Below are 11,587 nucleotides of genomic sequence, written 5' to 3' on the forward strand. Positions count from 1 at the left end.
TACCGATCATAAATTCGACATCCTGACCTTTTCTTTGGAACCGGTTCCATCTAGCGTAATAGTATTGATATGTTGCGATGGAGTCCGAAGATGGGCAGGAAAATTATGGTGGTCACCGCCGCGTACGGTGCGGAACAGGTGCGACAGGCAGGCGGTCAGCGGGCGATGCTGCCCGTTATTGCAGGCGCAGGAGCAGACGGCGTGGAGATCCGCCGGGAACTGTTCAACAGCGAAGAGCTGCTGGCGCTGCCTGCGCTGGGAGAATCCATTGAGCTGCTCGGCCTGCTGGCGTGCTACTCCGCCCCCGCAGCCCTGTTTATGCCAGACGGCACCCTCAACCCGGACCTGACCCGCTATCTTTCTGAGGCCAACACCCTGAACGCCCTGTGGCTGAAGGTTTCCCTCGGCCATTTCAGCGACGCGCAGCATCTCAACGCCCTGCGTACCCTGCTGAACGCAAGCGGCATGGCGCTGGTCGTGGAGAACGATCAGACCGACTGCGGACAGCTCGCGCCCATGCAACGCTTCCAGGCCGCCTGTCGGGAAATGGCATTGCCCGTCACGCTGACCTTCGACATGGGCAACTGGCTGTGGGTTGGCGATTCACCCGAAGAGGCCGCCCGTCATCTGGCCCCCGCGGTGAGCTATATCCACGTTAAAGCCGCCGTGCCGCATAAAGATAACTTCCGCGCCGTGGCGCCGGACCACGCCGATGCGCGCTGGCTGGATCTGCTCGGCCAGCTGCCTGACGATGCTCCACGCGGCATCGAATTCCCGCTGGAAGGGGCGGATTTAACCGCCGTTACCCGCCATTACGTCAACCTGCTGCGCGAGGAGTAAACCATGCACAAGACGCTGGATGTCATCACGATCGGGGAAGCCATGGCGATGTTTGTCGCCACTGAAACGGGCGAACTGAGCGCGGTAGAGCACTTTATCAAACGCGTCGCAGGCGCAGAGCTGAACGTCGCGACCGGCCTGGCGCGTCTCGGCCTGAACGTCGGCTGGGTCAGCCGCGTGGGGGGCGACAGCTTTGGCCATTTCGTTCTCGATTCGCTGAAAAAAGAGCGTATCGATGCCTCAGGCGTCACCCTCGACGGACGCTTCCCTACCGGCTTTCAGCTTAAATCTAAGGTCGAAAATGGAACCGATCCCATTGTAGAGTATTTCCGTAAAGGATCGGCCGCAAGCCACCTCTCTGTGGTGGATTATCACGCCGGTTATTTCGCTGGCGCACGTCACCTGCACCTGAGCGGCGTGGCGGCAGCGCTCTCTGCCAGCTCGTATGAGCTGCTCGATCATGCCGCGACCACAATGAAAGCCCAAGGTAAGACCATATCGTTCGACCCTAACCTGCGCCCGGTGCTGTGGAAAAGCGAAGCGGAAATGGTGGAGAAACTGAACCGTCTGGCGTTCAGGGCGGACTGGGTTCTGCCGGGCCTGAAAGAAGGGATGATCCTGACCGGCGAAAGCACGCCGGAAGGCATTGCTGATTTCTACCTGAATAAAGGGGTAAAAGCAGTAGTGCTGAAGACCGGTGCCGATGGCGCATGGTTCAAGACGGCCAACGGCGAACAGGGTGCGGTCGCGGCGGTGAAGGTTGAGAACGTTGTCGACACCGTCGGCGCGGGCGACGGCTTTGCCGTGGGCGTGATTAGCGCCCTGCTGGAAGGCAAAACTCTGCCGCAGGCCGTCGCGCGAGGCAACAAGATTGGCTCGCTGGCCATTCAGGTGCAGGGCGACAGCGAAGGATTACCAACGCGAGCAGAACTTAACGAATAAACATTCCCCTCACCCTAACCCTCTCCCCAAAGGGGCGAGGGAACTCGTAAACCCTCTTCCCTTTGGGGAGAGGGCTGGAGTTAGGGGAGCAAATCGCACTCAACAAAACAAACCACCGTGTACCCTACAGACAACGGCGGTAACAACCTCAACAACAGAGGCAAGCCTATGAACAGTTCGACCAACGCAGTAAAACGCTGGTGGTACATCATGCCAATCGTGTTTATCACGTACAGCCTGGCGTACCTTGACCGTGCCAACTTCAGCTTCGCGTCCGCAGCGGGGATCACCGAGGACCTCGGCATCACCAAAGGAATCTCCTCCCTGCTGGGTGCCCTTTTCTTCCTGGGCTACTTCTTCTTCCAGATCCCCGGCGCGATTTATGCGGAACGCCGCAGCGTGCGTAAGCTGATCTTCATCTGTCTGATCCTGTGGGGTGCCTGCGCATCGCTGACCGGCATGGTGAACAATATTCCTGCCCTGGCCGCCATTCGCTTTATCCTCGGCGTCGTTGAGGCGGCGGTTATGCCCGCGATGCTGATCTACATCAGCAACTGGTTCACCAAATCTGAGCGCTCGCGCGCGAATACCTTCCTGATCCTCGGTAACCCGGTCACGGTACTGTGGATGTCGGTGGTGTCGGGCTACCTGATCCAGTCCTTCGGCTGGCGCGAAATGTTCATCATTGAAGGGGTGCCGGCGATTATCTGGGCCTTCTGCTGGTGGGTGCTGGTAAAAGATAAACCTGCCCAGGCGAAATGGCTTTCCGAAGATGAAAAAGCGGCGCTGCAGGCGCAGCTGGATAAAGAACAGCAAGGTCTGAAGGCGGTACGTAACTATGGTGAAGCCTTCCGCTCGCGCAACGTGATCCTGCTCTGCGCACAGTATTTTACCTGGAGCATTGGCGTGTACGGCTTTGTGCTGTGGTTGCCATCAATTATTCGTAGCGGTGGTGAGAACCTCGGCATGGTCGAAGTAGGCTGGCTGTCATCCGTACCGTATCTGGCGGCGACCATCGCGATGATCATCGTCTCCTGGGCGTCGGACAAGCTGCAGAACCGCAAGCTTTTTGTCTGGCCGCTGCTGCTGATTGCTGCCTTCGCCTTTATTGGCTCCTGGGCCGTGGGCGCAAACCACTTCTGGGTTTCTTATACGCTACTGGTGATTGCCGGTGCGGCCATGTACGCCCCGTACGGACCGTTCTTCGCCATCATCCCCGAGATGCTGCCGCGTAACGTTGCGGGTGGCGCGATGGCGCTAATTAACAGTATGGGTGCGCTGGGTTCGTTCTGCGGCTCCTGGTTCGTGGGTTACCTGAACGGTGCCACCGGCAGTCCGTCCGCATCGTACATCTTTATGGGGGTGGCGCTTTTCGCCTCGGTGTGGCTTACTCTGATTGTTAAGCCTGCTAATAATCAACAACACCCTGTCGGCGCTCGCCACGCCTGAATCCTTAAAAATCAACGGAGATTAGCATGAAGCCGTCCGTCATTTTGTATAAAGCCCTGCCGGAAGATCTGCAGAAACGTCTTGAAGAGCACTTCACCGTCACGCAGGTGAAGAACCTGCGCCCGGAAACCGTGGCACAGCACGCCGACGCGTTTGCCAGCGCCGAAGGCCTGCTGGGTTCAAGCGAAAAAGTGGATGTCGCCCTGCTGGAGAAAATGCCAAAGCTTCGTGCTACCTCAACCGTTTCCGTGGGTTACGACAACTTTGACGTGGATGCCCTTAACGCCCGTAAGATCCTGCTGATGCATACGCCGCATGCCCTGACGGAAACCGTGGCCGACACGCTGATGGCGCTGATGCTCACCACGGCCCGTCGCGTGGTGGAAGTGGCTGAGCGCGTCAAAGCGGGCGAATGGACAAAAAGCATTGGTCCGGACTGGTTCGGTGTGGATGTTCACGGCAAAACGCTGGGCATTGTTGGCATGGGGCGTATCGGGCTGGCGCTGGCGCAGCGCGCGCATTTTGGTTTTAACATGCCGATTCTGTATAACGCACGTCGCCACCACAGTGAAGCCGAAGAACGCTTCAACGCCCGCTACTGCGAACTGGATACCCTGCTGCAGGAAGCCGATTTTGTTTGCCTGGTTCTGCCGCTGACGGACGAAACCCGTCATCTGATTGGTAAAGAGGCGTTTAAGAAAATGAAGCAGTCAGCCATTTTCATCAACGCGGGTCGAGGCCCGGTGGTGGATGAGAAGGCGCTGATTGAGGCTCTGCAGAACGGTGAGATCCATGCAGCAGGTCTGGACGTCTTTGAACAGGAGCCGCTGCCCGTGGATTCCCCGCTGCTTTCGCTGCCTAACGTGGTTTCGCTGCCGCACATCGGCTCAGCAACCCATGAGACGCGCTACAACATGGCGGCCACTGCGGTCGATAATCTCATCGCCGCCCTTAGCGGAAAGGTGGAGTTAAACTGCGTGAACCCGCAGGTGCAACGATAGAAACGAAAAAACCCGCCAGAAGGCGGGTTTTTGAATTTTGTGCTACTGGGTTGGAAGCTTACAGGCTTACAACGTTACCAGCTGCTGGGCCTTTAGCGCCGCTTTCGATGGTGAAGGACACTTTCTGACCTTCGTCCAGAGATTTGTAGCCATCGTTCTGGATAGCAGAGAAGTGTACGAACACGTCTTTAGAGCCATCGTCAGGAGTGATGAAGCCGAAACCTTTATCAGCGTTGAACCATTTTACCAGACCAGTCATTTTAGCAGACATAGAAATTACCTTATTAACAAATATATTGTGCCTTCCGGCTTGATGGATTGCGTTACAGATTTTTAAGCGATGAAGGAAGGGTCACTACGAAGGGTATCTATGGATAACAATCTGGACTGCTTTACTAAACTGCTTTAGGTCTGTGTAACAAACCGACGGGGATAGTTATACCGATGTGGTAGAGGAATGACAAGCGTTATTTTCGATATGCATAAAAAAACCCCGCCGGAAGCGGGGTTTTTTCGGTTTATTCTGTGGCCGTGACTGCGGCACTCCAGGCCTGGCTAAAGGCCTGATGCTGGGAGGCCAGTGGCCCAATCAGCGTATTGTACTGGCTTGCCTGCTGCGAGGTCGGGAACTGAATGCCGTTGGCAACAAAGCTCACCTGAGCCTCCTGCTGGGCGATAAAGTCACCCACCTGAACCAGCTGCTGCGTGAAGATTTGCGCGGCCGGAATCAGCGGTTGCAGCGCTTCAGAAGGCTTGGTCACCACTTTCTCATACACTTTGTCGAAGACTGGTTTGAGATCGTCGCCCTGCTTCAGCGCAGAACGTGACGCGTCAGCCTGCATTTTCGCATTCTGCAACTGCTGGCTCAGCACGCCAAGCGCACCGTTGGACTGGCGAAGCGGTTCACGCTGCGTCATATAATCCTGCGGAACGCGGATGGCGTTCACGCTATCCACCACGGGACGAATTCCGGAATCCATCGCCTGGCTCACCTGCTGTGAATAACCATAAAGAATGGCGTAATCGGACACGAAGGGGCCAAACTGTTTTTTCTGATCCGCAGTCAGCGTCGGCAACCGCTCGCCGCTGCGCATCACTGTATTCTGCAGAAAATCGATAAACGCTTTGCGCTGATCGCCTTCTTTATCAAAACACCCACTCAGGCTAACAACCATCAACAACGCCGCAATAGGCGCAAACCAGCGAGAGCAGGACTTTCCTGTCGCCATTTTATTACTCCTTTCACCCAAAAAAGCGCACACCGGCACACGCGTGCCCGACGCTGACAAGGATAGTCCAGGTCAGCCTTGCAAGATACTCTTTTCATACAAAACGGCTATTGCCGATTTACTTCTTACCATTTACAAAAAAATACCTGGCGAAGGCGACGTATGGCTAATCAGGGAATTAGCATAACTGTCCATATTGCTGAATCGGATACAGCAATCGTTACCGCACGATTAATCACACCCGTGACGATCCTGGGTTCGTATTAGGGACTATTCTTAACTGGCTCTCTGATGTTCTTGATCACGATGTGAGATTTAAGAGGAGTCCTCAATGGAATATAAAGATCCTGAGTTTGAGCTGCTGAGCAGCCTGGAACAGATCATTTTTAAAGATGTACCGCAGACGATTACCCTGCAACAAAAATCCAATCCCTTTACAGAATATGAGCAATTGCGCAAAGGGACAGGACTGAAAACGGAAGAATTCGCCAGAGCGATGGGTGTCAGCGTGGCTATGGTGCAGGAGTGGGAGTCAAAACGTGAGAAACCCACTCCAACCGAGTTAAGGCTGATGCGCCTGATTCAGGCCAACCCTGCACTCAGCAAACAGATAGCGTAGTGAAGATTGAATGCCCCCGCCTTTGCGGGGGCTTGTGTTTTAAAGGCTCTCACAACGCCAGCTCGCCTCTTCCCATACCCATTCATGCGTTAACGTTAAGCCTCTTAGAAAAGCCTCATCGTGTGATACCACCAGCAGAGCCCCGGGGAAACCGGCCAGCGCCGCTTCAATGGCCTGGACCGAGGCCAGATCCAGATGGTTGGTCGGTTCATCCAGCAGCAGAAGCTGCGTGGCCTCCGCGCGCCACAGCACGCAGGCCAGGGCGGCCTTAAGACGCTCGCCGCCGCTGAGCTCCGCCAGCGGAAGCGTAACTTTGTCGGCACCCAGTTGAAGCTGCGCCAGACGGGTTCGCAACACCCCCTCTTCCAGAGGCGTATGACTCAGGTTGAGATGCGTCATGACCGACTGCGAAAGATCGAGCCTGGACAGATGCTGGTCGAGATAGGCGCAGCTGACTGAAACCTTACAGGTCCCCGAACGGGGGGCAATCTCGCCGAGGATGGTTTTTAACAGCGTCGATTTTCCGCAGCCGTTCGGTCCCTTTAACGCCACGCGCATCGGTCCGTCCATCCGCAAGTTGAGCGCAGGAACAGGCACATGCGGCAGCACCAGATCCTCCAGCACCAGTACCTGCTTCCCCTCCGGGATCTGACTCCCCGGCAGGGTGAACATGACCGGGTTATCTTCTTCAACGCGTTCACGCGCCTTATTTACCGCGGCGTTCAGGGCTTCATTCTGCTCGCTGTGCTGTTTTTTCCAGGAGCCGATCCGCTCCTTTGCCGCGCCTTTATATTTGACCCTCTCGAACGACGCGATATTCAGGGTATCGACGGTGCGCAATGTTTTTGCCGAACGCCGCTGGCTGTCGTCGTGCTCTTTTTGCATCCGTGCCCGTGTGCGTTTGCGCTCGGTTGCCGCATGTTCCAGCGCCGAGCGGGCCGCCTGCTGTTCGGCATCGCGCTGGGTTTGATAATCCGCATAATTCCCGCCGTAGCTGCGCAGACCCGAGGCGCTCAGCTCAAGAATACGCGGCACCTGCTCCAGAAGTTCGCGGTCATGAGAGGCCACCAGCACGCCGCCCTGATACCGACTCAACTGGTCGTAGAACCACGCCCGGCCTTGTCGATCCAGATGGTTCGTGGGCTCGTCCAGCAGCAGGAAATCCGCTTCAGCCGTAAATGCCCCGCACAGCAGGGCGCGAATGCGTTCGCCGCCGCTGAGTTCACCGGCGGGCTTATCCGGATCAAATGGTGGAAGCTTCGCATTGATAAACGCCTCGCTCAGGCGCTCGGCAACATCCCAGTGGCCGTCGAGCAGCTCCAGATCGTCAGGCTGGTAATCGCCGCTGTCGATGCGCTTACGCGCCGCAAAAATCACATCATACCCGAGCAGTTCAGCCAGCGTCGTATGCGGAGCAATAACGTGCTGCTGCGCCACCCAGACATGCGAGCCAAAGCGTTCAATGTGGCCGGTAGCCGGTTCGTCCAGCCCCGCCAGCATACGCAGCAGACGCGTTTTTCCGCTGCCGTTGCGCCCAACCAGCGCGCACAGAGCGGGTTCCAGCGAAAGATTCAGCGGACCAAAAAGAGTATCGCCCGTCGGAAACTGACAGGTGACCTGATGCAAAATAAAAGAAGGGGACTGCGCAAAATGAGCCATAAGCACTCCTGAATGAAATCAAAACATCCCCTGCCGACGCGGTAGCGTTTAGCAAGGATCGAAATTCATCAGTCGTGTTTGTTCATTTTTTGGGGGCGCTCCAGCGCGAGAAAGTTAACGGGGATAAGGATAGCGGGAATGCGTTGACCATTTCAAGGTTAAATTTTGGACAATTTGTACTCCCTCTCCGGGGTGGTTCAATCGCGATCGGCTAAACCTGCCGGATGGCGCTGCGCTTATCCGGCCTACAAAAGACCCATAAAAAAACCCGCCGAAGCGGGTTTTTAGCATTTGTAACAACGGGCACATTACTGCAGGAGCGAAATATCCGCTACGCGCAGGAACAGCTCGCGCAGTTTCTCAAGCATGGAGAGACGGTTAACACGCAGCTCTTTATCTTCTACGTTCACCATCACTTTCTCGAAGAAGGCGTCGATAACGTCACGCAGCTCAGCCAATTCCACCAGCGCTTCCTGGTAGCGACCTTCCGCGAAGTACGGCTCGAGCTTGTCGCGCAGCACCACAACCTGCATCGCCAGAGCGATCTCTTCCGGCTCTTTCAGGGTTGCGGCGTTCACGCGCTCGTTCAGCGTCTCGTCGGATTTCGCGAGGATGTTGGATACACGCTTGTTGGCCGCCGCCAGAGCGGATGCCGCTTCCAGCGTACGGAAGTGGGAAACCGCCTTCATACGCGCATCGAAATCAGCCGGACGGGTCGGACGACGCGCCAGCACCGCCTGAATGGTGTCGACGGTGTAGCCTTCATCCTGATACCAGGCGCGGAAACGACCGAGCATAAAGTCGATCACGTCATCCACAACGTTCGCGTTGGTCAGCTTATCACCGTACAGACGCACCGCTTCTTCGGTCAGGGTCTGCAGATCCAGGTTCAGGTTCTTCTCAACGATGATGCGCAGCACGCCCAGCGCAGCACGACGCAGCGCAAACGGGTCTTTGTCGCCTTTCGGATGCTGACCGATACCGAAGATACCCACCAGGGTGTCCATCTTATCGGCGATCGCCACGGCGCAGGCAACCGGGTTAGACGGCAGTTCGTCACCCGCAAAGCGCGGCTGATACTGCTCGTTCAGGGCAACGGCCACGTCTTCCGCTTCGCCATCGTGACGTGCGTAGTGCATGCCCATAACGCCCTGGGTGTCGGTAAACTCGAACACCATGTTGGTCATCAGGTCGCATTTAGACAGCAGGCCAGCACGCGTCGCGTGGTTGACGTCCGCACCGATTTCACGGGCAATCCAGCCGGACAGCTCCGCAATGCGGTCGGTCTTGTCGCGCAGCGTGCCCAGCTGCTGCTGGAACAGCACGGTCTGCAGACGCGGCAGGTTATCTTCCAGACGCTTTTTACGGTCGGTATTGAAGAAGAACTCGGCATCCGCCAGACGCGGACGCACCACTTTTTCGTTACCGGAGATAATCTGGCTCGGATCTTTCGATTCGATGTTCGCCACGAAGATGAAGTTCGGCAGCAGCTTGCCGTCGTTGGCGTAGACCGGGAAATACTTCTGGTCACCCTTCATGGTGTACACCAGCGCTTCAGCCGGAACGGCCAGGAATTTCTCTTCGAACTTCGCGGTCAGCACAACCGGCCATTCAACCAGAGAGGTCACTTCTTCCAGCAGGCTTTCGCTCAGGTCGGCGTTACCGCCAATCTGGCGCGCCGCTTCTTCGGCGTCCGCTTTGATTTTAGCTTTACGCTGCTCGTAGTCGGCAATAACTTTACCGCGCTCCAGCAGGATCTGCGGATACTGATCGGCATTGTCGATGGTGAATTCAGGCTCGCCCATGAAGCGGTGGCCGCGAATCACGCGATCGGACGCCACGCCCAGAATGGTCGCAGGGATAACGGTATCGCCCAGCAGCAGGGTCACGGTGTGAACCGGACGCACGAAGTGCACGTCAGACGCGCCCCAGCGCATCAGCTTAGGAATCGGCAGCTTCGCCAGAGACGTGGCAATCATGTCCGGCAGCAGCGCTTCCGCGCTTTCGCCTTTCACGTGTGCACGGTACAGCAGCCACTCGCCTTTATCCGTGGTCAGACGCTCGGCCTGATCGACGGTGATGCCGCAGCCGCGCGCCCAGCCTTCAGCCGCTTTGCTCGGTTTGCCTTCCGCGTCAAACGCCTGGGCAATCGCCGGGCCACGTTTTTCGACTTCGCGATCCGGCTGAGACGCCGCCAGATTTGCCACTTTCAGCGCCAGACGGCGCGGAGCGGCAAACCACTCAATTTTACCGTGCACCAGGCCAGCGTTATCCAGCTCGGCAGTCACGTTCGCAGCGAAAGATTCAGCCAGGCTGCGCAGGGCTTTTGGTGGCAGCTCTTCGGTGCCGATTTCCACCAGGAAAGTTTTCTCAGACATGGCCGCCTCTTATTTGTTTCGGTTGCACATCGGGAAGCCAAGGGCTTCACGGGACGCGTAGTAAGCTTCTGCAACGGCTTTGGTCAGGGTACGAATACGCAGAATGTAGCGCTGACGTTCAGTCACGGAGATGGCTTTGCGGGCGTCCAGCAGGTTGAAGCTGTGGGCGGCCTTCAGAATACGCTCGTAGGCAGGCAGCGGCAGCGGAGTCTCCAGCGCCAGCAGCTGCTGCGCTTCTTTCTCGTACTGCTCGAAGCAGGTGAACAGGAAGTCCACGTCCGCGTATTCGAAGTTATAGGTGGATTGCTCCACTTCGTTCTGATGGAACACGTCGCCGTAGGTGGTTTTACCCAGCGGGCCGTCGCTCCAGACCAGGTCGTAAACGCTGTCTACGCCCTGAATGTACATCGCCAGACGTTCCAGACCGTAGGTGATTTCACCGGTGATCGGCTTACATTCCAGACCACCCACCTGCTGGAAGTAAGTGAACTGGGTCACTTCCATGCCGTTCAGCCACACTTCCCAACCCAGACCCCAGGCACCCAGCGTTGGGTTTTCCCAGTTATCTTCCACGAAACGGATGTCGTGGATGGTCGGATCCATACCCAGCTCTTTCAGCGACCCGAGGTACAGTTCCTGAATGTTGTCGGGTGATGGCTTAATCACCACCTGGAACTGATAGTAATGCTGCAGACGGTTCGGGTTTTCACCGTAACGACCATCGGTCGGACGACGGGAAGGCTGCACATACGCGGTCGCCATTGGCTCTGGCCCCAACGCGCGCAGGCTGGTCATCGGGTGTGAAGTGCCGGCGCCGACTTCCATGTCCAAAGGTTGAACAATGGTACAGCCCTGACGAGCCCAGTAATCCTGTAAGGTCAGGATCAGGCCCTGGAAGGTCTTGGTATCAAACTTTTGCATAGTATTTCGTGCTGGATACGTGTGGTTTTAAATGGAAGGGACCAGTATACCCGCTGGCTGCAAGATATACAGTACGAAACGGGGTTGTTTAGGGAAAATTGGGAAATAAGCCTTGCGGCCAGAACGCTGACGGCGTCTGGCTGTTGATTATACGAGCAGGCTAGCGCATGGAGAGATGTAAAAACTGACCGTCCGCATCAAACGAGCAGACAAAGCCCTCTTTGCGCGACGTATGGCCCCGCAGCTCGTAGCTTCCCTGAAAACGCTCAAACCCGGTGACATCAATTTTCTGCACGTCCGAGTTATAGCGGCGAGCGGCCCGATCCTTACAGAGCGCTTCCATATTCAGTGAACGTTCCGGGCTCATTTTACCCTGCTGCGCTTTTTGCACAGGTGCTTCTTGCGGCGCACTGCATCCCGCCAGGATCAACAGCAGAAAGAGTGACGCCACACGCTTCATCATCATTTTTATTACCGCCCTGGTCAGTGGCTGTTATTTTTAGTATCAAAGCTTTTATAGATTACGGTCCGGCATTCTGCGAATCTCGC

Annotated in this window: 11 protein-coding genes; 5 read left to right on the forward strand and 6 right to left on the reverse strand. The window is 56.5% G+C overall.

All coding sequences use genetic code 11. From position 1 onward, the window contains the following. The first annotated feature begins 90 nt into the window (after positions 1 to 90). The 4 genes from RVY89_RS18340 to ghrB all read left to right on the forward strand — a co-directional run bounded on the left by RVY89_RS18340 (position 91) and on the right by ghrB (position 4,232). Complete coding sequence (locus RVY89_RS18340) at positions 91 to 840, forward strand: sugar phosphate isomerase/epimerase family protein (RefSeq protein ID WP_484826085.1); 750 nt, start codon at positions 91 to 93, stop codon at positions 838 to 840. A gap of 3 nt (positions 841 to 843) precedes the next feature. Next, entirely contained in the window at positions 844 to 1,782 is a 939-nt protein-coding gene (locus RVY89_RS18345) for a sugar kinase (protein ID WP_484826086.1), read from the forward strand. 168 nt (positions 1,783 to 1,950) lie between these two features. Then, a complete protein-coding gene (locus RVY89_RS18350; RefSeq protein ID WP_045907864.1) occupies positions 1,951 to 3,231 on the forward strand; it encodes an MFS transporter in 1,281 nt (426 codons plus the stop codon). Between the two features lie 26 nt (positions 3,232 to 3,257). Next, complete coding sequence (ghrB, locus tag RVY89_RS18355; RefSeq protein ID WP_484826087.1) at positions 3,258 to 4,232, forward strand: glyoxylate/hydroxypyruvate reductase GhrB; 975 nt, start codon at positions 3,258 to 3,260, stop codon at positions 4,230 to 4,232. A gap of 58 nt (positions 4,233 to 4,290) precedes the next feature. Here the strand turns inward: ghrB and cspE are convergent, their stop codons facing one another. Both cspE and RVY89_RS18365 read right to left on the reverse strand, forming a co-directional pair. Next, positions 4,291 to 4,503 (reverse strand): transcription antiterminator/RNA stability regulator CspE, encoded by a 213-nt coding sequence (gene cspE / locus RVY89_RS18360; RefSeq protein ID WP_003860775.1) that lies wholly within the window; start codon positions 4,501 to 4,503, stop codon positions 4,291 to 4,293. A 247-nt stretch (positions 4,504 to 4,750) separates the two neighbouring features. Continuing rightward, entirely contained in the window at positions 4,751 to 5,461 is a 711-nt protein-coding gene (locus tag RVY89_RS18365; RefSeq protein ID WP_023334083.1) for a DUF3053 domain-containing protein, read from the reverse strand. Between the two features lie 331 nt (positions 5,462 to 5,792). Between RVY89_RS18365 and RVY89_RS18370 the strand changes: the two genes are divergently transcribed. Further along, a complete protein-coding gene (locus RVY89_RS18370) occupies positions 5,793 to 6,080 on the forward strand; it encodes an HTH-type transcriptional regulator (protein WP_008502755.1) in 288 nt (95 codons plus the stop codon). A gap of 39 nt (positions 6,081 to 6,119) precedes the next feature. On the opposite strand, the gene RVY89_RS18375 is transcribed toward RVY89_RS18370, so the two are convergent. From RVY89_RS18375 to RVY89_RS18390, 4 genes are all read right to left on the reverse strand, one after another. After that, positions 6,120 to 7,739 carry an ABC-F family ATP-binding cassette domain-containing protein gene (locus RVY89_RS18375; RefSeq protein WP_484826088.1) on the reverse strand — a complete coding sequence of 540 codons (1,620 nt, stop codon included), beginning with the start codon at positions 7,737 to 7,739 and terminating at the stop codon, positions 6,120 to 6,122. Between the two features lie 308 nt (positions 7,740 to 8,047). Then, positions 8,048 to 10,117 (reverse strand): glycine--tRNA ligase subunit beta, encoded by a 2,070-nt coding sequence (gene glyS, locus RVY89_RS18380; protein ID WP_484826089.1) that lies wholly within the window; start codon positions 10,115 to 10,117, stop codon positions 8,048 to 8,050. 9 nt (positions 10,118 to 10,126) lie between these two features. Further along, positions 10,127 to 11,038, reverse strand: a complete 912-nt coding sequence (glyQ, locus tag RVY89_RS18385) for a glycine--tRNA ligase subunit alpha (RefSeq protein WP_003860141.1) — start codon at positions 11,036 to 11,038, stop codon at positions 10,127 to 10,129. A gap of 160 nt (positions 11,039 to 11,198) precedes the next feature. Then, positions 11,199 to 11,504 carry a YsaB family lipoprotein gene (locus tag RVY89_RS18390; protein ID WP_024909071.1) on the reverse strand — a complete coding sequence of 102 codons (306 nt, stop codon included), beginning with the start codon at positions 11,502 to 11,504 and terminating at the stop codon, positions 11,199 to 11,201. Positions 11,505 to 11,587 lie beyond the last annotated feature (83 nt).

Source organism: Enterobacter sp. 3U4 (assembly GCF_057224565.1).